Annotated in this window: 18 protein-coding genes; 3 read left to right on the forward strand and 15 right to left on the reverse strand. The window is 34.7% G+C overall.

Going from position 1 to position 20,814, the window contains the following annotated elements; all coding sequences use genetic code 11:
- Window positions 1–985: 985 nt before the first annotated feature.
- The 6 genes from FEZ13_RS05170 to FEZ13_RS05190 form a co-directional block, all read right to left on the reverse strand.
- Window positions 986–1,705, reverse strand: coding sequence for a Fe-S oxidoreductase (locus FEZ13_RS05170; RefSeq protein WP_146551723.1), 720 nt, complete (start codon window positions 1,703–1,705; stop codon window positions 986–988).
- Window positions 1,706–2,167: 462 nt separating this feature from the next.
- A complete protein-coding gene (gene queF / locus FEZ13_RS05175) occupies window positions 2,168–2,668 on the reverse strand; it encodes a preQ(1) synthase (RefSeq protein ID WP_146551724.1) in 501 nt (166 codons plus the stop codon).
- A gap of 546 nt (window positions 2,669–3,214) precedes the next feature.
- A complete protein-coding gene (locus FEZ13_RS05180) occupies window positions 3,215–3,451 on the reverse strand; it encodes an ATP-binding cassette domain-containing protein (protein WP_146551725.1) in 237 nt (78 codons plus the stop codon).
- Between the two features lie 218 nt (window positions 3,452–3,669).
- On the reverse strand, window positions 3,670–3,846 hold the full coding sequence (locus tag FEZ13_RS19370; protein WP_186725776.1) for a hypothetical protein: 177 nt from the start codon (window positions 3,844–3,846) through the stop codon (window positions 3,670–3,672).
- 456 nt (window positions 3,847–4,302) lie between these two features.
- The gene (locus tag FEZ13_RS05185; RefSeq protein ID WP_370467677.1) at window positions 4,303–4,848 is read right to left on the reverse strand and encodes a superoxide dismutase family protein; all 546 of its coding nucleotides are present in this window, start codon (window positions 4,846–4,848) and stop codon (window positions 4,303–4,305) included.
- A 383-nt stretch (window positions 4,849–5,231) separates the two neighbouring features.
- Window positions 5,232–5,534: a YunC family protein gene (locus tag FEZ13_RS05190; RefSeq protein WP_146551727.1), complete on the reverse strand. Its 303-nt coding sequence runs from the start codon at window positions 5,532–5,534 to the stop codon at window positions 5,232–5,234.
- Window positions 5,535–5,822: 288 nt separating this feature from the next.
- Here FEZ13_RS05190 and FEZ13_RS05195 point away from each other — a divergent pair, with 288 nt between their 5' ends.
- The 3 genes from FEZ13_RS05195 (at window position 5,823) to FEZ13_RS05205 (ending at window position 10,246) form a co-directional block, all read left to right on the forward strand.
- Window positions 5,823–6,449, forward strand: a complete 627-nt coding sequence (locus FEZ13_RS05195; RefSeq protein ID WP_146551728.1) for an RraA family protein — start codon at window positions 5,823–5,825, stop codon at window positions 6,447–6,449.
- A gap of 516 nt (window positions 6,450–6,965) precedes the next feature.
- A complete protein-coding gene (locus tag FEZ13_RS05200) occupies window positions 6,966–8,972 on the forward strand; it encodes a catalase (protein ID WP_146551729.1) in 2,007 nt (668 codons plus the stop codon).
- A gap of 815 nt (window positions 8,973–9,787) precedes the next feature.
- Entirely contained in the window at window positions 9,788–10,246 is a 459-nt protein-coding gene (locus FEZ13_RS05205; RefSeq protein WP_146548884.1) for a phosphate-starvation-inducible protein PsiE, read from the forward strand.
- A gap of 220 nt (window positions 10,247–10,466) precedes the next feature.
- Here the strand turns inward: FEZ13_RS05205 and FEZ13_RS05210 are convergent, their stop codons facing one another.
- From FEZ13_RS05210 to FEZ13_RS05250, 9 genes are all read right to left on the reverse strand, one after another.
- Window positions 10,467–11,357 (reverse strand): 3-hydroxyacyl-CoA dehydrogenase, encoded by an 891-nt coding sequence (locus FEZ13_RS05210; protein ID WP_146551730.1) that lies wholly within the window; start codon window positions 11,355–11,357, stop codon window positions 10,467–10,469.
- A gap of 162 nt (window positions 11,358–11,519) precedes the next feature.
- Window positions 11,520–12,566: a dTDP-glucose 4,6-dehydratase gene (gene rfbB / locus FEZ13_RS05215; RefSeq protein WP_146551731.1), complete on the reverse strand. Its 1,047-nt coding sequence runs from the start codon at window positions 12,564–12,566 to the stop codon at window positions 11,520–11,522.
- A gap of 84 nt (window positions 12,567–12,650) precedes the next feature.
- A complete protein-coding gene (rfbA, locus tag FEZ13_RS05220) occupies window positions 12,651–13,547 on the reverse strand; it encodes a glucose-1-phosphate thymidylyltransferase RfbA (protein WP_146551732.1) in 897 nt (298 codons plus the stop codon).
- Window positions 13,548–13,552: 5 nt separating this feature from the next.
- Window positions 13,553–14,656, reverse strand: a complete 1,104-nt coding sequence (locus FEZ13_RS05225) for a DegT/DnrJ/EryC1/StrS family aminotransferase (RefSeq protein ID WP_146551733.1) — start codon at window positions 14,654–14,656, stop codon at window positions 13,553–13,555.
- 221 nt (window positions 14,657–14,877) lie between these two features.
- Window positions 14,878–16,134: an ATP-grasp domain-containing protein gene (locus FEZ13_RS05230; RefSeq protein ID WP_146551734.1), complete on the reverse strand. Its 1,257-nt coding sequence runs from the start codon at window positions 16,132–16,134 to the stop codon at window positions 14,878–14,880.
- A gap of 1 nt (window position 16,135) precedes the next feature.
- Window positions 16,136–17,620 (reverse strand): lipopolysaccharide biosynthesis protein, encoded by a 1,485-nt coding sequence (locus tag FEZ13_RS05235; protein WP_146551735.1) that lies wholly within the window; start codon window positions 17,618–17,620, stop codon window positions 16,136–16,138.
- Entirely contained in the window at window positions 17,605–18,579 is a 975-nt protein-coding gene (locus tag FEZ13_RS05240; protein ID WP_146551736.1) for a glycosyltransferase family 2 protein, read from the reverse strand. Before FEZ13_RS05240 ends, FEZ13_RS05235 begins: the two co-directional genes overlap by 16 nt.
- 62 nt (window positions 18,580–18,641) lie before the next feature.
- Entirely contained in the window at window positions 18,642–19,640 is a 999-nt protein-coding gene (locus tag FEZ13_RS05245) for a glycosyltransferase family 2 protein (RefSeq protein ID WP_146551737.1), read from the reverse strand.
- A 19-nt stretch (window positions 19,641–19,659) separates the two neighbouring features.
- Window positions 19,660–20,718, reverse strand: coding sequence for an EpsG family protein (locus tag FEZ13_RS05250; protein ID WP_186725777.1), 1,059 nt, complete (start codon window positions 20,716–20,718; stop codon window positions 19,660–19,662).
- Window positions 20,719–20,814 lie beyond the last annotated feature (96 nt).

Genomic DNA, 20,814 nt, shown 5'->3' on the forward strand with positions numbered 1-20,814 from the left:
TCCGTTTTCAAGTGAACAATGCGAATATTTTTTTCAATATTATTCGCAACCATATGTTGATCCCTATTGCATTATGAAATGGATTCAAATTTTAAATTTTACTTTAATCTAAATTTATACCCCATCAGGTATTTTGTCAACAAATAAAGTTTACTCGTATTAGAAATAACAAAAAACAGGATGTATCGAGATAAAAACCATTAAAGATGATGATAATAAAGTGAAGCTCTATCAGTGGGGGTTTTCTTCACCTCCACTGAACTAGAGGAACTCAGGTGAAAAGCGCCACGTCCTGTGCAACACCTGAGGGACCAACATCTTGCCCGTCCAAACCAATCGGACTTTTACGGGCAGTTGATCCCCCATCTATCTTTCTCATTTCTCTCTCAATCTTGAGATGGGGGTCTTACTGCCCTGCCCGTTAAAGCGGGATAAAAAATTAAAAGGCAACCCCTTAAAAAAACCTCATAAGGTTGCCGACATTTCATGTATAAATAAGTTCCTAAAGTAGCACGCCACTCCTACACAATTATCATATGAATACGATATAGCTAGCTCCTGTTCATAAATGAAGCAGTCCATTTAGAACTTCAAATCACGCGTGTTGATTTTACAAAAATCAGGTCGTCTGTGACGTAATTTTTGACAAAACCTGTATTTTTCGGACCATTTATATGGATCTTCGCTGCGGCTTGCTTGTTCCTTTTGTGTGGCACATATTCGATAAAAAAACAATCCAATGTCCTGCGGAAAGAGCGAATAAATCTTTTGAAAGAGCGAATAAAGTCTTTGAGAGAGCAAATAAATTATCTCAGAGAGCGAATAAAGTCTTTGAAAGAGCGAATAAATTATCTCAGAGAGCGAATAAAGTCTTTGAAAGAGCGAATAAAATCCCTGAGAGAGCAAATAAATTGTCTCAAAGGGCGAATAAATACTTTATGGAGAAAATTGGATAATCAACACACCTGACTTCAAATAGAATTTTCTAGTCACGTTCAAGCGGACAATAACCACAAGCGCCAAGCCCTGGAATATCTTTGGACAAGCAACATGATCTTCGAATGGGCTGATTAACGAGGCTTGCAGGTGCTCTGCCTTTCGTATACTCATAAAACAAAGACTTTTCACTAAAACGTGACCACACTTCTGTTGACTCCAATATTTCTAAATCTGTCATTGCTCGATCGGCAAGTTGCGGATCATCAAGTAATTTTGCATAAACGTTTACTATATGTACAAAAAAATTATCCCAAATAACCCGTGGCGAGATGGAAGTTGTGTTACGTAAATCTTGAACGATTTGATAACATTGGTTATATAAAATGGTTGACATGACGTGTTCACGTTCTAAGTCTTCTACATAACGCCAATCATTGGGACTCGCAAACATGCAAATCGTATAAAGACCATTTTCTTTTGTAGCATCGAATTGTAAATCACGATCACTACCATCCCAGATTTCATCATATGCACTTAACATATAAAATTGCATCGCTACAAATTGACCGTAACGCTTTGAAAAGTGCGAAATAGCGGCTGTTTTCGAACGGGCATTTGTAATGCCCATCATTAAATCTGCAAATTCATCTTCTTGAAAAAATTCTTTATGCACACGTTCTAACGTAAAAAGAGTGCGCGCTGGCATTGTTGTATAAACATTGTACGAATCAAGCATCAAAACTTGATCTATTGTAAGTGCTGGCATCTTTATCACCTGATTACTTCATCATATTTCTTCTCTATCATATTACAAATTGCATCCTTTGGCTTTAAAACTGCCTTTTGATAAGAAAAAATCAGATATCCTACTTCAAATGAAAATAGTTATTACATTTTATTGTACCCTCATGACAACCATTTAAATAACTATGGCAACATAAAAAGCATCGCAAAATCAAAATACGATGCTTTTTATGCTAGATTGATCGACTCAGATGATCATTTACTACGCTTACGGAACAAAGTTATGAGCGCTGGCAAGATCGTTAGTGTACAGATCAGGTTAATAGCGTATCAAGGACCGTCGTAACACCAAAATCTTTTAGCACTGGAAAGCTGACAAACATCAAGACGGATTTGCCTAACACATAATAGGAGGATGAAGAACCTCCCCCACTATGTGAGCTTTCATTTTAACAGGAATATTTATCATTGGATTCTAAAATATTTAGCGATTATCGACTTTTTCTGGATAAAGATCATGATGAAACAACCGATGTTCAGCCATTTTTTCATACTTTGTACCTGGACGTCCATAATTGCACCATGGATCAATGGACAGACCACCTCTAGGTGTGAATTTCCCCCATACTTCAATATAGCGGGGATCTAATAGCTTCATCAAATCTGTCATAATCATATTGACACAGTCCTCATGAAAATCTCCATGATTGCGATAGCTAAACAAATACAATTTCAGCGATTTACTTTCAACTAACTTTTGATCTGGAATATATGAAATATAAATCGTTGCAAAATCCGGCTGTCCAGTCATCGGACAAAGACTAGTAAATTCCGGACAATTAAATTTTACGAAAAAGTCATTTTCGCTATGCAAATTATCCACCGCTTCTAATACGTCTGGTGCATAATCATATGAATATTTTGTATTTTGATTACCTAAAAGCGTTAAGTCTTTCAATCCCTGCTCATTCGTTCTTCCTGACATGAAAATGCCTCCTTATAAAGTGAAACTTCCTTCAGGGGGATTCTTTTCCCCACTGATGGTTAGTTGAACCAATCGGGCTTTTACGGGCAGTTATTCCCTCATCTATCTTTCTCATTTCTCTCTAAATTTTGAGATGGGAATCTTACTGCACGTTAATGCGGGGTAAAGTGAAACTTCCTTCAGGGGGATTCTTTTCCCCACTGAAATAGAGGAACTCAGGTTAAGAACGCCATGTCCTGTGGCAACACCTGAGGAACCCAACATCCTGCCCGCTCGAACCAATCGGGCTTTTACGGGCAGTTATTCCCTCATCTATCTTTCTCGTTTCTCTCCCAATCTTGAAATGGGGTCTTACTGCACGTTAATGCGGGGTAAATAACAGAAGCCACGATCGCAATAACCCAAACTAAAAAGCCATGTCCGCAAAAGTGGACATAGCTCGAATCGCATGTTCCATAGTTTTTTATAGAGGGTTTGCGCTATGAACCTCATTTTATATTCGAATAAATCATATGGGAAGTTTTCAATTCTGTCAAGGAACCGCACTCAGTCGTAGTTTGTTATCGTATCATTTTCAATATTGACATGTCCCTTTGATGGTGTAAGGAGCGCTCCGATAATGGATAATAATGTACTTTTACCAGATCCAGATGGTCCTAAAATGGCTGCAAATTCACCTTTTTGAATAGAAAAGGTGATATCTTTCAAGACCTCGATAGTAGAATGACCATCCTTAAATGATTTTGAAATATTTTTTACCTCTAAAATGGTTTCTGCTGGCATTATTCAACCCTCCCAATTGCTTCTAGCGCATCTGCTTTTATAACTTTAAATACTGACAACATCGAACCAATGGTATTTAAGCTCAAAAAAACAACTCCTGTTGCCAAGATTAATTTGAAAGGTAATACAAATGGCATAGTGTTAGGCAATATAGATTTAACCCATAAATACCCAAAGTACCTATTCCCCACCTAAAACCGTCAGTATCGCAACTTGTATCAACATACCTTTGCAATGTACCATGATTTTGCTCCAATGGCTTTTAATACACCAAATTGATGACTCTTTTGAATGGTAAGAATGTAGAAAAATACACTAGATACAAAGGCAGCAATGATAAATAAAAATACTTTCATCATTGTAAATGATCCTTGCATTTCTTTATAACCCGGCATCGCTTTTACGGTTTCCTCTCTTGAAAATGTTGCAAAGTGATCGACATCTACTTTCTTTCCACTATAAAGAACGGCATTGTATATTTGTTGTGGTCTGTTTAAGTTTTTGTTACTTATAAATATGATCGGTGCAAATGAATACGTGTTGTCTTTCGTAAATCCAGCAATCTTATATTCTTTTTTTGAATATTACTGAAGGATAATTACATCAACATATTTATTATAGAAAAAACAGGATAATTATATATAATCGTCAAAAAGTTCATATTTTACACCTCATTTTAATGAATTAAAATGTGAAATTACTTGTTCTTTGCGAAAAAGATGAAGAAGCCTTTAGTCTTACAATAAGTAGCTGCTCACATCAAAAGGAAGTGAACTCCTAGAGCAGAAAACAACTATTAATAAAAAAGTACAATTCAGATTGGCTGAATTGTACTTTTCAACATACCCTATTTATGATTTTTCAATTACACCACATGCAATACGTGCGCCTGAATTGCCGCTAGGATCTGTTTTGTAATCATCTTTATCTTGATGGATGATAAAAGCATTTCCATTCGAATCAAAAAGGGAATTATCTACTCCTGTTTCAAGAGTAAAATCCTTTGATATAAATTGTGCATCTACTGTACCATCTGATTCAACTTGTAAATTTGGTAAATCGCCTAAATGATAACCTTTTGGATTATAATACCCATGTTGCTTATGAGCAGGATTCAAATGGGCACCTGCCGATTCAAATGTTGGCTTTTCACATACCCCTGCTTCATGAATATGAATACCATGCTCACCAGGAGTTAGATCATGTAATTTTATATCAATTTTTACCCCCGTTTCAGTTTGCGTTAAATTCGCTACTCCTATATCTTTACCTTCTGTATTGATAAATTTTGCTTTTGCGGTCAAACTTTTTTCACTATTTACAGGTGTCATTTCTTTGTCTTCTTTCGTTGCTGAACAACCTGCAATTAGACTAATTGTCGCTATTAACAAAAACATTTTTTTCACGTAGCAACACTCCTTTTTTTCAGAATGTGCAAAAATCAGACGATTTAATCATCCCAAAATCTTATCTGATTTATTCCCCGTAGAAAAGAAATACATTCTCCCAAATAAAAAAACGCATCCTTTGTAGAATGCGCCTTCTCAGGTAAAATATTAACTTTTTTAACCACTAAAATAATCCTTATCTATTGATTTTTATTTTGAATAGTTGGGTTTCTCGAGAAAGTTGAGCAATTTGTAGCAAAACTATATAAAGGATCGTATCAACAATTTAAAACAAGGATGGCAACTAACTACTAACTATTCATTTTCCAATCAATACAAGATAAAATGAATAAATATAAGTGCATTTCTTTCTCATCGTTTTGAAAATTCCATCAAATCATCTTTAACAAAGCTTCTTCCCCGATCATGCCTTTTGTAATACCGATTTTTTTTGCTTCCAAAGTGACAGACTCAAGCGGTGCATAAAGCAAATCCTCAATCGTTTTGACCCCAACAGCCCTACCTGCAATAATTTTTCGATCTGCTAACCTCGTATTTAAAAGCTCTACATCTAATGCACCACACATAATGTACCCCTTGTCATTTGAAATTGTCAGCAATGTTGTTTTAGGCAAAAAAACAGAAACAGCCGTGAACGAATATCCCTGAATAATGAATGTCTCGGTTGCAACCATCTCTCATCCTCCTTAATATATACATATGGAACTGGGCGGAAATGGTTCAACTAAATTTTCGTTTGCACGAAGACTAGGACTGAAACCTTATGATACTCTGTTAAAATGGGACCAACTGAAAGTCAAGATTAACATATAACAGAACCCTTGTATTACATATGAAACTGCATTCATCCTTCAAAAATCACCTTTTAACATCCAAATTCTCTATTTTATCCGAATTATATTGTTATATAACACCTAATTCCATTAGAATAGGTCATATATGCCTTGAGGGGGGATTTAGATATGTCCAATTTTGAAGAATTATTACATACTCTACCTACTACAGCGATTTCTGATGCGCTAGCTGGTACTACGAATGTGAATGCTGCGATTAAACCATTAAAGGATCAATATCATATTGCAGGTCGTGCGGTTACTGTGCGATTACCTATTGGAGAAAATGGTGCTTTGTTAGAAGCAATTCGAATAGCACAACCTGGATCTATTTTAGTTGTTGATGCAAAAGGCGATACAAATCGAGCTGTTGCTGGAGATTTTGTTGTCTCATTGATGAAGGGAATGGAAATTCAAGGGCTTGTTGTAGATGGCGTTATTCGAGATATTCAAGCAATCCGTGATTTAAACTTTCCTGTTTTCAGTCTAGGAACAACGGTAGCTGCTGGGAATAAATTTGGTGGCGGTATGATACAGGTGCCGGTTGCAGTCGGTGGAATTAGTGTGCAGCCAGGTGATTTTATCGTAGGAGATACTGATGGAGTTGTTGTCATTCCTCAATCTCAGGTCAAAGAAGTCATTCAGAAGGCGCAAAACAAGCTGGCAAAGGATGAGGCACGCGCTTTAGCTGTTGCTAATGGAAAAGAGAATATCATAGCCTATTTAGATCAAGCGATAAGAAAAGAAAAGGCTTAACCTTTTTAACATTCTTTACTGATCTAAAGAATGCAAGTATATGACAAGTTTATAAATGTTTTAGTATGAAAAAGAACCATCAATTCATAAACTGTACACCCATTTTCAGGGATGAATGAATACTTGGAATCCAGTTCAGATTGGTTCTTTTTTTCTAATGATTGGCCTTATTTGAAATGTATAGAAACAGCCTTTCTCAGAGTAAACCTTATAAAAAAGTTTGAATTGTGACTATTGAAAAATAAGAAATAAAGTGAAGCTTCACCCAGTACAAGATTTCTTTCATCCTGAATTGGGTGTTTTTTATTTGTATCAATCAGTTTTTTACCAACAGTCTTTCCCTTTTGGCTGAATCTTAATATCGAGATCTCCTTATCAATATGAGATAAACAAACGATTCATTCAAATAATCCTATATATACATTTTTTCGACACATAATTTATAACAACAAAATGTTTTATGACCAATAAAAAAGGAAATAGATAGACTATAACGATAAATTGGAGGGGATCTATATGACCAACAAAAAAGATGAGCAATTAAAAAAACACACCATCAACAACGAAAACACAGCTCCGTTGACAACCAATCAAGGGTTAAAAATGACTGAAGATGCTTTTTCTTTAAAAGCTAGTTTACGTGGTCCAACATTAATGGAAGACTTTCATTTTCGGGAAAAAATAACGCATTTTGATCATGAGCGAATTCCAGAACGTATTGTTCACGCTCGTGGTGTTGGTGCCCATGGTATTTTTCAGCTTTACGAATCATTAAAAGATTATACAAAGGCGGATTTTCTGACAAACACCTCTAAAATAACACCTGTCTTTGTACGTTTTTCAACAGTACAAGGATCTAAAGGATCAGCGGATACAGTTCGAGATGTACGTGGATTTGCAACAAAATTTTACACGGATGAAGGAAATTTTGATTTGGTTGGCAATAATATTCCTGTTTTCTTTATCCAAGATGCCATTAAATTTCCTGATTTTGTACATGCAGTGAAACCTGAACCAGATACAGATATTCCTCAAGGTGCGAGCGCTCATGATACCTTTTGGGACTTTGTTGGGCAGAACCCAGAAACAGCACACATGGTTATGTGGATTATGAGTGATCGTGCAATCCCTCGAAGCTTAAGGATGATGGAAGGCTTTGGCGTCCATACTTTTCGTCTAATCAATGCTGAAGGCACAGCACATTTTGTCAAATTCCATTGGAAACCTAAACTTGGCTTGCATTCCTTAGTTTGGGATGAAGCTCAGCGAATTGCGGGGAAAAATCCAGACTTTCATCGTCAGGATTTGTACGACGCTATTAACCAAGGAGAATACCCGGAATGGGAGCTAGGTTTACAAATTATTCCTGAAGAAAACGAGCATCAATTCGATTTCGATATTTTAGATGCAACAAAATTATGGCCTGAAGAAGATGTTCCTGTCAAAATAGTGGGTAAATTAACTTTAAATCGAAATGTGGATAATTTCTTCGCAGAAACAGAACAAATTGCTTTCCATCCTGGACATGTTGTGCCAGGAATTGATTTTACAAATGATCCACTTTTACAAGGTCGCTTGTTTTCGTACACGGATACTCAACTTTCACGTCTTGGAGGTCCAAACTTTCATCAAATTCCTATCAACCGACCTGTATGTCCATTCACTAATAATCAACGTGATGGAATACATCAAATGGTGATCCATAAAGGGCAAACAAGTTATCATTCAAATGCTTTAAATCATAATCAACCTGCTCCAGTACCAGCAGATCAAGGCGGATATGAACATTATCAAGAAAAAGTGGAAGGTCAAAAAATTAGAGGGCGCAGTGAAAGTTTCTTGGATTTCTACTCACAAGCAAAATTATTCTATAATTCTCTTGCTCCTCATGAAAAAAGGCATTTAAAAAGTGCACTTAGCTTTGAAATCGGAAAATGTAAATCGCCAATGGTCCAAACAAATGCAGTAGCCATTTTAAATCATATTGATCGACAAATAGCTGAGGAAGTGGCTGATACGATCGGTATTCTACTACCTGAAGAAAATCACGAAATCACCTCCACTAAAAAATCTCCTGCCCTTAGTATGGCAAATACGATTTACAAAACGAATACAAAGAAAGTAGCTATCTTACTATCCGGGCAACCAGATGAGAAAAAACTAAGAAAATGGATAATGGCTTTATTAGAACATAAGATCAACTACACGCTTGTTGAGAAAAAAATTCAGCCCTCCAATAATACGGGGGAAACTAAGGAAACATACGAGATTGCCGATCCAGTTCTTTTTGATGCCGTTTTACTGATTGGTAATGAAGGCGCGATCGCAAAACCAGCGATAGAATTTATCGAAACAGCGTTTAAACATTTCAAGCCAATCGCATTATCACTCAGTCATCCAGACTTCCTAAAAAGTAGCAGCGTCAAATTAGAGGCTGATGGTATATTCGATTTAACAAACTCAACTATTGAACAATTTATAGAAGGCATTGCCATTGGTCGTTTTTGGGAGCGAAAATTATAATTTCTAAGCAGAATCGTCAATAAGTTTAAAAAAATGGGCTTACACAGTGTGGGTTTTCTATATCCCCCACTGTGGTTTACGTGTTAAATTCCAATCTTCTCCTAAACAATATGTCTGTTTTAGCATAGATAACCTTGAAAATAAGATCTTCCTGAATCCAGGCTAAGACCAAAATGATCATGTTTTCCACAAATTCAATGCTAGAATGATATAAAAACACGATTTATGATTTTTAAGAAAAAGTGATGGATGAAATTGATTCACTTATGTAAAAATAAAATGATTTTCCTATTTTAATTAGGCTCTAACTTGCAAAATAGACAATTTCAACGTATATTAGAAATTAAAACATATAATAGTTGTTTGCATATTTAAACCCCATAAATTCAATAATTTAACTCATCTAAGTTTTCAGCTCAAAGATGAGTTATTTCTTTTAGTTCAACCAGAATTGTGACAAACACATACAAATGTCATTTCACACATTCAAATCTAATATACTAGTAATGGTATTACCTACTAGCCAATCACACAACCTGAAATGGGAGGCTATCCTCGGCATTGTTATAAATTATGTACCCACTAACCAAAGTTATATTGAAAAAAGTAGAAAACTATACGAATCAAAACATTTCAAATTTATACGACTAAATATACCCATATTTTATCATTTCAACCCGCATAAATTTTTCTTCTTTTAGGGAAAATAAAATATAACATTATCGAAAATTCTATTAAAATTACATAAAATTAACATTTCCTTATAAAGGAAAATATATAATTTATGATAGAAAATAAATGGGAGGTGCGCTGAGATGGAAAAAATAAAACGTTTATTATATATGATCCAAACGATTATCCCAAGAATATTACAACTATTCCTTAATATTTGTTTAATCATTCTCGCTCTTTTTTTAGTTTTTCTTATGTTTCAGGAGATGATTGTGTTTTCCAACATTTTATTTAGCCACTACAAAACATCTTATGAACATGAAGTTTTCTTAGCAAATATTTTAATCTTCTTTCTCTACTTTGAGTTCATCACAATGATTGTGAAATACTTTAAAGAAGATTATCACTTTCCACTTCGCTATTTCATCTATATTGGCATTACTGCCATGATTCGTCTTGTTATTATTGATCATTCCAACCCCAAAAGTATGCTGCTCTATGCAATTGTCATTTTATTTCTAGTCATTAGTTACTTTATCATTAATATTACGCCATTAGAGCGCCCTAAAAGCTTCTGGTACAAGCAACCAAAGGAAAAATAAATGTATTCTTTATTAGAATCAAAATTATTTCTCCACTATAAAAGGATTATTGACCATTTAGCTACACTGATTCCGACATGGTTTTCTTGTTTCTGACAAATTACATCATTTTTCTGAATTTTTAAAAAATATTTCCTGAGAAATAATTTTTAGATAATTATGTACTAAAAAAAAGAGTTACCTTTTGATGATAACTCTCCTCCAACCCTTTAAGTTTTTCCTATGCTTTTAAGAAATCTGGATCTAAGAATGCTGGATTTGGATATTTGTAGAAGCCTTCTCCAGTAGCTCTACCCATTTTTCCTTTGTCAATGTACTCTTTCTTTAGTAAATCAGCTATTGGTTGTGCAGCAGGGTTTTGTTTTGCTTCTGTTGCAACAATATTGTATGCAGTTTGAAGTCCAACGACATCAAGAATGGCGAATGGTCCAAGTGGCGCTCCTGTAGCAAGCATCCATGTTTTATCGATTGTTTCTGGATCAGCCACACCTTTGGCAAGTAATACTTGACCAGCGTTTAAAAATGGTACTAATAAAGAATTTAAAATATAACCAGGTTGTTCTTTTAAAATATGAAGAGGGATCATACCAATAGATTTTGCAAATTCAATAACTTGCTCTTCATATTGCTTGTCCGTTCCTGGATGACCCATTACTTCAGCAGTGTTGTTTTTCCATACTTCGTTTGCAAAGTGAAGTGCTAAGAATTTTTCAGGACGACCTGTGTATTTTGCAAATTGACTCGGTACCATTGTAGACGAGTTCGATGCAAACACAGTTTTTCCTGGTGCAAATGTTGCTAATTCCTTATAAAAATTGATTTTGATTTCTTCTAATTCAGGAATCGCTTCAATAACTAAATCTGCATCTTTTACAGCCTCTTTTAAGCTTGAGCTAAAAGTAAAGCGTTCTAGCGCCGCTGCTGCCTTTTCTTCATCTTTGAAATAATTTGCATAAGTATCTTTTAAAATCGTCAAACGCTCTTTTGCTTTTTCTAATGCTGCATCATTAATATCATAAACGCTTACATTATAACCATGAAAAGCTGTTTGAAAAGCAATTTGACTTCCTAGTACGCCACTACCTGCAACTGTAATATTTTTGAAACTCATATGCACAATCTCCTTTTGAATGTTAATCATTACATGCCTATTATGGCAACGATTCTATTTAAAAGTCAACAAATAAGTAAGTGATTACTAACTTTTATGAAGAGGTTCAGCTATGAGCATAACGTAATGCCTTTTTGCAAATAGATCCAACCTATTTTTCTTTTAAAAAGAGTTTTTGCATATGCTCGGTAGCCTTAAATCTTGTCTTCTAAAATTATGATGGTCCAAACGATTCATCATTTGTTTCCACCACTCTTGGTGCTCCATATACCAAGCAATGGTTTGTACGATCCCTTTTTCAAAAGTATATGCCGGTTTCCAACCAAGACGCTCTATTTTGGATGGATTAATTGCATAGCGTTGATCATGCCCTAATCGATCTGGCACAAATTCAATAAGCTTTTCTGACTTCCCCATTGCTTGGGCAATCGTTTTCACCACTTCTAGATTCGTTCGTTCATTGTGACCACCGATATTATAAACTTCTCCATCTAATCCTCTATGCAATACCAGATCTATCGCCATGCAATGATCGAATACATGTAACCAATCTCTGATCTGATTACCTTTTCCATATATCGGAACCTTTTGATTGTTCAAAATGCGTGTGATCGTCAATGGAATAAGCTTCTCAGGGAAATGATACGGTCCATAGTTATTAGAACAACGTGTGATATTGACTGGTAAGCCGTATGTTTCATGATAAGCACGGACGAATAAATCGGCTGATGCCTTCGTCGCACTATAAGGACTATTCGGCTGTAATGCGGTATCTTCTGTAAAAAAGGTTGTGGGATCATCATCTAACGCCCCATATACCTCATCTGTAGATACTTGAACAAATTTTTTAACGTTGATTTGTCTTGCAGCATCTAATAATACTTGTGTTCCCATTACATTTGTATGAACAAAGATTTCTGGATCTATTATCGACCGATCTACATGGCTTTCTGCTGCAAAATGAATAACAAAATCAAATTTTTCCTTTTCAAACAATCGAATGATTGTATCACGATCTGCAACATCAGCTTGTACAAAATGATAATTAGGTATCGCCTCAATATGTTGATGTTTGGTTAAATCCCCAGCATACGTTAGTATATCCAAATTAAAAATATCATATTCCGGATATTTATCTACCATATAATGTATAAAATTTCCACCGATGAATCCTGCTCCACCAGTGACAAGTAATTTTTTGTACAGCACCATTCACCTCTCTTTATAGATGTTGATATACCAACGTTTTGAACCGTTTTTTATGATCAAAAAAATTTTTAAGATGCTCTTCTCTCAATTTTTAAACGAATATTTTTTTCCAAATGGTTGAAGTGCCATTTCTTGTAGATAGCGCCCATACTCCGTCTTCAAAAGTGGCTTTGCAAGCGCTAATAATTCCTCTTGTGAAATATAGCCTCTTCTATATGCAATTTCTTCTATACAGGCGATATACATTCCTTGCCTTTTTTGAATCGCCTCCACGTAACTGGAGGCCTGTTGTAAAGAATCATGTGTGCCAGTATCTAGCCATGCCAATCCTCGCCCTAGGACCTCTACTTTTAGTTTATTTCTCTTTAAATAATGATCAATGATCGATGTAATTTCTTTTTCACCTCGAGCTGAAGGTTGAACATTTTTAGCGATTTTCACAACTTCATTATCAAAGAAATATAACCCCGGAACTGCATATGAAGATTTCGGAAATTCAGGCTTTTCCTCTATGGATATAGCATTTCTTTGTTCATCGATTTCAATCACTCCATAAGCACGGGGATCTTTCACAAAGCAAGCAAAAATAATTCCCCCCTTATCTAATGTTGACGCGCCCTGTAGACGATTCCCAAAATCGGAACCATAAAAAATATTATCTCCCAATATTAATGCAACGGACGAATTCCCAATAAAATGCTCCCCAAGGATGAATGCTTCCGCTAAACCATTCGGCTCCACTTGTACTTCATAGGATAGTTCAATCCCTAGTGCACTTCCATCTCCTAATAATTCTTGAAAACTATTAATATCTCTAGGTGTTGAAATAATGAGAATCTCTCTAATCCCTGCGAGCATTAGGACCGATAATGGATAATAGATCATCGGCTTATCATAGACAGGAAGCATTTGTTTTGAAACAGCTTTTGTCAAAGGATATAATCTTGTACCAGCTCCACCTGCTAGAATAATTCCTTTCATACATGCTATGCCTCCTTTATGATGCTGCAAATTCGATCTACATCTTCTAATGATAAATCCGCATAAAGAGGCAATGTTAGTACTCTTTCTGCTATATAGTTAGCGATAGGCGTATCTGTAGAATTGAATCGATCTTGATAACACTGCAAACGATTGGTCAAAGGATAAAAATATTTTCGTGCGAATATATTGTGTTTTTTCAAGCTTTCAAATACTTCTTCTCTTGAAAATCGATAGCCATCAAAGACAACCGGGAAATAAGCATAATTACTTTTTACGCCGTTCTGGGGACCAACCAGTTTTATCCCTCTTATTTCGCTAAGCTGTTCCATATATCTATCATAGATACTCTTTCTTTTTTCAATTTCTCGATGAATATAGCGAAGATTACAAATCCCCATAGCAGCTTGGAATTCATTCATCTTTGAATTTCCACCAACATACTCAATAGTTTCTGCCCCAGTCATCCCAAAGTTTTTATAAGCATTTAAAATATCGGTTAGCTTAGGATCACTAAAAGCAAGCGCTCCTCCTTCAATTGTATGGAAAACTTTAGTCGCGTGAAAACTAAATATAGAGGCGTCACCAAAATTAGCTATTCCTTGACCATCTGCGGTTACACCAAAGGCATGTGCAGCATCATAAATAACTTGTAAATGATATTTTTGCGCAATTTTTTTAATCTGACGTACATTGCATATATTTCCATAAACATGGACTGGGACAATTGCTGTTGTCTTTTCGGTAATACAATTTTCTATTTGTTCAACTTGTATGGTGTAATCTTCTGGATTAATATCACAAAAGACTGGAGTTAATCCATTTCTAACAATTGCGTGTGTAGTTGAGGCAAATGTGAAAGGCGTCGTAATCACTTCTCCACTTAGGTTGAAAACGGCGAGCGCTGTTTCTAAAGCAGCATGTCCATTGGAAAAAAGGGAGATATTAGGTGTTTCTAAGTAGTGTGTTAAGGCTTTTTCTAATTGCTGATGTTTTTTCCCCATATTCGTTAACCAATGATTTTGCCATAGATCCTTAATTTCTTCTGTATATTCTTCAAAAGGAGCAATAGAAGATTGGGTTACTTGAATTGGTTTGTTCACTCTCATTATTACCTCACATTCCATATTCAATTCTATTAACAAATTATTTTTAAACTATTTTATGTTTTGAAAATGATTATATGAGGGATTTTATCAGAAACCCTGATAAATTCTAAAAATAGCAGTCATTGATAAAATTTTTAATGTAAATTCCTAATCAATATATGTGATTTATGAATCATTATCCCCATCCATAAATAGGATAGAAAATTTTTATCAGCAATCTTTCATTTAAGTATTTGTCTATAAGTTTTTTTCTTATTTAACTCATCCTGGCAATCTAGTTCTTCAACGATTACCTGAACCCAGTCCGTTATATTTTCCATCTTTTCTAGCATCTCGTTCATCGATGAAAACTTCAAAATCATGATTCCTATTTTTTGATGAGCACCTGTTAAAGCTGTAATAACATCACCCGGTTTGACGATCAGTTCACATTCCACAATATGATTTTTTTCAAACTCTTCATGGATTGAGATTTCCTTCAAAATGCCTGTTTGCTGACTGTTGATGATATACATGCCCCAAAAACCCTTTGTTTCAACCATTTTTAAATCACTACAATCTTCTCCTAATGCTGCCCTTATCGTATATTCGATTAAATCCACTCCTGTCGCATACTTTGTTGCTTGAGCAACCCATTCCCCACCATTACGAGCAGCGATTTCTATTAAAAAAATATTTTCCTGCTCATCAACTATGACTTCAAGATTATAGGCACCTGTCTTCATATGCAGTAGCCTCAATAGTCTTTGAATTTCAGCATGAATCTTATTTTGAATATGCTTTGGCATATTATAAGGCCAGCTGGATCCAATTGGGACAAATGGATTAAAATCCGATAATGGGAAGTTTGTATTTGCAAAGCTCCTAAACACAAGTTCCCCATCAACTGAAAACCCATCTCCCGAAACTAAACTACCGTTTTTTTCAATATATTCCTCGATGATAAAACGCTTCTCTCTTGAAAAGCTTAATGCATACTCCACTTTCTCTTGAAGATATTCTATCGAATCTATTTTTGAAATCCCCTTACTTCCAGAAGAATCAACAGGTTTAATCATGACCGGCATTTTATATTGATGAAAATCTAACCTTGCAGCCTCTAATGAATCATAGCCCTTAGCCTTTGGAACATGAAAACCATTTTGCTTGAGGAACGCTCTAAACTTATCTTTATGAGATAAGATTTCAACAGATTCATAGGGCTGTGATGGCAATCCTAATTTTTCACCTACGTATGCCGCTGTAGGAGCAGCGGGATCTGATGCATAACAAATAATGCCATCTATCTTTAATGATCTTGCCAAAGCAAGTACTCCTTCTTTGTCAGTCGTGCTGACATTATGGTATTCATGTGCATATTGATGACCAGGATTATCTTCTAAATAATCACATGTAATGACATAATGTCCCATTTCTCGTGCTGCCTTTATCATCGGGATTTGAATATAAGCGCCACCAAGCATTAGTATTTTTTTCATTCTAAGGCACCTCTCTTTCAATGATAAACTTCGATCTTTTTTTACTGCCAACCATCTCTTTTAATGTGTTCAATAGATAAGTAAAACGTTCTAGTTTCAAAAGGATGGATAATCCTACATAAATAATGACTCCCAGTGTGATCTGTACAATTAGCATGATGATAGGTAATAACTTTAGCCAATGGATCGTATACACCATTGCTCCCATAATCAGCGCTAATGCTAAAGAAGGAATAATATCTTTGCATTGTTCCTGAATACTATAATGAAGAAGTTTTACATTAGGTGTTGCATTGATAAAAAAGGAGATAACGCCACTCACGAACACCCCCAATGCTAATGTATGTGCTCCAAACGGTACACTAATGACTAAAATAGTAAACGATATGATTGTTTTGATAATTTCCAACTTTAAAAAAAGATCGCTTCTTCCTAATGCATTAATCGCTTGCAAATTAGCAGAATGAATTGGGAAAAATGCATAGGCAGCACAAAATATTTGAAGGAATGGCACAACTTTTGACCATTTATCTGTTAATAATATCTGTATCAATGGATCTGCAATGACAGCTAAACCAATCATTACAGGAAATATGATAAACGTACCTGTAACAATAGATCTTCTGACAATTTCTTTTAGTCTTTTTGTATTATCTTGATAGGATGATAATGTTGGTAGCATCACAGATTGTATAGCTCCATTGATATTACTAGCTATTAAGTTAGGAAACTGTTCTCCTCTATTGTAAAATCCGAGTATAGCAGGACTAAACATTTTCCCGACGATCAGACTTTGTAAATTCATATAAAGCGTATCTAATAAATCCGAAACTAAAAGCTTCCATCCAAATGCAAAAAGGCTTTTGATTTTTTCCATCGAAAAAGTAAGCTGAGGCCTCCAGCTAAGTACGAGCCATAGGATGAAAGTAAGAACGAATTGATTCGATAATTGTTGACCTACGATGGCCCACACACCAAAATTTAAATAGGCCATAACGATACCGATTGTTCCTGACACCATAATGGCTCCTAAACTACTAACAAACAATTTTTTAAACTGCATATGTCGTGCAATGACGGCGATTTGAATGGAATTAAGTGCTCCAAAGAATAATAGTAACGACAGGACCCGAAGTACAACTATAAAATCCGGCTGTTCAAAAAACATTGCTATAAAAGGCGCAGCCAAAAAAAGAATGAGATAAAGAATGGTTGCCATAACAATGTTAAAATAGAACACGGAAGAAAAATCTACCTCATCCGCATCTTTCTTTTGAATAAGGGCGGTATTAAAGCCACTTTGTCCTAAAACTCTTGCAATTGTTACAAAAATCATGACCAGAACGATCAGTCCAAATTGCTCTGGTTTTAGAAAACGTGTTAACACAATGATAATGATGAGCTGAATCCCCTGTACACCACATCGTTCTAACATTCTCCATAATAAAGAGGAGATCACTTTTGATTTTGTTATTTCATAGCCCACCTAACCAACTTCTTTCTTGTCAATTTTAGAAAGTTCAGTAATGCTGGACAATATTGACTCATTGTTATCATGCATTTTCTTTTAAAGCCTAATGTTGAATATATGTTATATAACTGTCCTGATTTTATATCGCTAAACTTTCTTTGCTCCACTAATAGAAAAAAATGATTCCGAAGCTTCGTATTTTCTATGACATGTTCATATTGATAATTTGTATAGATATTTAACTCGTCTAGCATTTTGGCGATATGATGAAAATGTTCTTTTCGATCTTCCATATTTGAAAAATTTAGCGCAGTCCATGAATTGGCATCCCCAACCCGATAGGCGGACATACTATCATCCATATAATAAACCGTTCCTAATAGTGCTAGATGAATAGCTAACGGGTAATCTCCTACTGGTGAAGCTTCAACAAACTTTGGCTTTTTTTGAACCATTGCTGTTAAACAAAGCATGGAGTTAGTAAGGAAAAGACCTCCTCCTCCTGCTATCACATCAGAAACACTAACAATCGTGCTTTCCTTATATGAACGATATTGTGCTAGCAATTTTTTCTCTGATGCAGTCACTATATTGCCTGCATGAACACATAAACTGCATTCTGGATGTTTTTCCATATAATCTACTTGTTTTTGTAGCTTACATGGATCTATCCAGTAATCATCGCCTTCACAGATAGCCAAATATTTTCCCTTTGCTCTCTTACTATTAAAATTTTCTACTGCTACACCTTTTGAATATTGATTTTCTAGTTGATAGATTGGTTTGATAATTTCAGGATACCTTTTCTCATACGCTCGAATAATTTCCGCCGTTCGATCTGTAGACGCATCATCATGGATTAATATTTCATACTTGAAATTGGTCTGCTGCATTAAAAAACTATCGAGCGCATCCGCTATATACTGTTCATGGTTATATGTTATACAGTCAATACTGACTAAAATATTCTCCATCTAACACAAAACTCCTGACTTATTTATCATATTTTGGAAAATGTTCTAAAAGATAATCTAGGCTAAAATAACTTATGTTTGACAAACCAGAGAGATTTACAGATAGCTATACATACGTTAAAACCAAAAGCCCTACATATGAAAGCAGTCGTTTTTTTAACAAAGCCCTTGCCGCATTTCAGAAAGATATCATTTTCCTTCAGCAATCTGATCATATTCCTTCTTTCATTTTTTCTTAATTTTCCCGAAAACCATATGGCAACAAAATATCGTGTACAAAGATTATTTAAAAGTCGCATTTTAAGCGATTCATCCATATCCAGCCCATCATCCATCAATTTTCTATACCAAAATTTCGAGATGAAAATACCATCTTCTAAATTTTCACTTGAAAAGTCAGAAGTAATAGAGCCTGTTCTTTCTCGTCTATAGACGTATACAGATTTATCAACATATGTTATGCTCTTTGCTTTTAAAAAAATTTGAGGGGTCCATAGCATATCTTCGTACTTCTTTCCTTTTTCAAAAAACAATTGATACTGAATGATATAGTCTCTTTTAATAAGGTAAAGAACAGCGAACCAATTGAATCCTGGATTATGCGTAAAGATATGTTTTAGAAATGTTGGACCGTCCGCTTTCGTCATTTCTTCACTCATATTTAGGTGAGAATCTACCATTATATTTTTCTGTTGGTAAAAATTTTTATATCTAAAAAACAGAAAATCTAGATCCTTATATTTTTTTAGTATTTTTACTACATCACTTAAGAAATCTTCTGACCAAAAATCATCTGAATCCAAAAATAGTAAGTAATCTCCTGAAGCATTTAAAATGCCATCATTTCTTGCTTCCGATAAACCTTCATTTTTTTTATTGATCAGTTTGATAAAAGTATAATTTTCCGCATAATTTTCGCATATACTTTTACTTCCATCCGTTGAGCCATCATTGATCAGCAAAATCTCCTTATCATCATAAGATTGCATCAAGACGCTTTCGATACATTGTGTTAGATACTCCTCAACATTGTATACAGGAATAATGACACTAATTTTCATTTAAAATGACCCCTTGTTCTTATTCATCTAGAAAATCGATATATCTGTTTTTAAAATAGTAATCATTTTTGTGGAAAATATTTGTATACGGTGTTTGGAAAGAATCTACAGAATCTAGCCCTGTTAGTTTTTCTAAAGAATTCAACTCCTTGGTTAAATAAAGAGCACTTAAAGCGATCAAGCAGATTGCATAAATTAATTTGTTCACTTGATCCTTATATAAATAATAAAAATTTGCTAATAGAATAATATTCAAAAGCCCCCCATAGAGCGCTATTCTTGCTGCAGTAATTTCAGAGAATTTCAATAAAAAATAGAAGCAATAGCTGATGATATAGACATTGATGATTCGTTTTGAGTATCCACCTCTGGATGTATAAGCATCGTAATAGAAAAAAATAATACATAAAAAAATAATTCGAATCGTACTTTGAAAATCAAAAATATTATTGAGCCCATTACTGAATGCTGTGTAGGGTAAAATCCGATCCATAAAGGGGATCCAAGCCAAATGTTGGATAAAAGCACCAACAGGTAATAGCGAGATAAAAATACTAAATAATACAAAATAAATTAGTGTTTTTTTCTTAAAATCAATTTTAGAAACTAAATATAGTGGTATTAATATAATGGAAGAGGTGTGAACAAAAGATAATACTATCGTGACGATGATAAGTTTCAAGAATTTATTTTTCTCGATACACTGGAGTAAATAATATATGCCTATCGCTAAAGTCATTCCTTGCCTTAATCCGCTAAATGTCCAAACAAAATAATAAAAGCAAAAATAAAGAAAAAGCGAAAGTGTTGGATTTTCACTATATTTCCTGCATATTTTGCTAATGTAGTACAAGTTGATCATGGCAATAACCATAAGATATTGTTGATAAGAAAAACCTATACTTTTTAACAAGGACCCAAAAAGTCGAAAGAGAATTTCTTGTTGATCTAAACCAAACGAAAATTCATGAATAGGTGATTCATCTAAGCGATTAAATAAATATTCATATGCAAAATAATCCGGACCTACTCCATATCGAAAGAACGCTAAACATGCTAAAGAAATGAAAAATAGCATAAAAAGGATTTTACTCCTACCATTTATAAAGGAAAAAATCAGTCCTAAAACATAAACGGCATAATACATGATCGAATCACCTTCTTTTTACAGAAA

Source organism: Rummeliibacillus sp. SL167 (assembly GCF_007896505.1).
In the GTDB taxonomy this organism is placed as follows: Bacteria; Bacillota; Bacilli; order Bacillales_A; family Planococcaceae; genus Rummeliibacillus; species Rummeliibacillus suwonensis.

What these genes read in the sequence shown, in the direction of transcription:
- FEZ13_RS05170 (WP_146551723.1), bottom strand. Translation starts at nt 1,705, where the DNA reads ATGCCAGCACTTACAATAGATCAAGTTTTGATGCTTGATTCGTACAAT.
- queF (WP_146551724.1), bottom strand. Translation starts at nt 2,668, where the DNA reads ATGTCAGGAAGAACGAATGAGCAGGGATTGAAAGACTTAACGCTTTTA.
- FEZ13_RS05180 (WP_146551725.1), bottom strand. Translation starts at nt 3,451, where the DNA reads ATGCCAGCAGAAACCATTTTAGAGGTAAAAAATATTTCAAAATCATTT.
- FEZ13_RS19370 (WP_186725776.1), bottom strand. Translation starts at nt 3,846, where the DNA reads ATGCCGGGTTATAAAGAAATGCAAGGATCATTTACAATGATGAAAGTA.
- FEZ13_RS05185 (WP_370467677.1), bottom strand. Translation starts at nt 4,848, where the DNA reads ATGTTTTTGTTAATAGCGACAATTAGTCTAATTGCAGGTTGTTCAGCA.
- FEZ13_RS05190 (WP_146551727.1), bottom strand. Translation starts at nt 5,534, where the DNA reads ATGGTTGCAACCGAGACATTCATTATTCAGGGATATTCGTTCACGGCT.
- FEZ13_RS05195 (WP_146551728.1), top strand. Translation starts at nt 5,823, where the DNA reads ATGTCCAATTTTGAAGAATTATTACATACTCTACCTACTACAGCGATT.
- FEZ13_RS05200 (WP_146551729.1), top strand. Translation starts at nt 6,966, where the DNA reads ATGACCAACAAAAAAGATGAGCAATTAAAAAAACACACCATCAACAAC.
- FEZ13_RS05205 (WP_146548884.1), top strand. Translation starts at nt 9,788, where the DNA reads ATGGAAAAAATAAAACGTTTATTATATATGATCCAAACGATTATCCCA.
- FEZ13_RS05210 (WP_146551730.1), bottom strand. Translation starts at nt 11,357, where the DNA reads ATGAGTTTCAAAAATATTACAGTTGCAGGTAGTGGCGTACTAGGAAGT.
- rfbA (WP_146551732.1), bottom strand. Translation starts at nt 13,547, where the DNA reads ATGAAAGGAATTATTCTAGCAGGTGGAGCTGGTACAAGATTATATCCT.
- FEZ13_RS05225 (WP_146551733.1), bottom strand. Translation starts at nt 14,656, where the DNA reads ATGAGAGTGAACAAACCAATTCAAGTAACCCAATCTTCTATTGCTCCT.
- FEZ13_RS05230 (WP_146551734.1), bottom strand. Translation starts at nt 16,134, where the DNA reads ATGAAAAAAATACTAATGCTTGGTGGCGCTTATATTCAAATCCCGATG.
- FEZ13_RS05240 (WP_146551736.1), bottom strand. Translation starts at nt 18,579, where the DNA reads ATGGAGAATATTTTAGTCAGTATTGACTGTATAACATATAACCATGAA.
- FEZ13_RS05245 (WP_146551737.1), bottom strand. Translation starts at nt 19,640, where the DNA reads ATGAAAATTAGTGTCATTATTCCTGTATACAATGTTGAGGAGTATCTA.
- FEZ13_RS05250 (WP_186725777.1), bottom strand. Translation starts at nt 20,718, where the DNA reads ATGCTATTTTTCATTTCTTTAGCATGTTTAGCGTTCTTTCGATATGGA.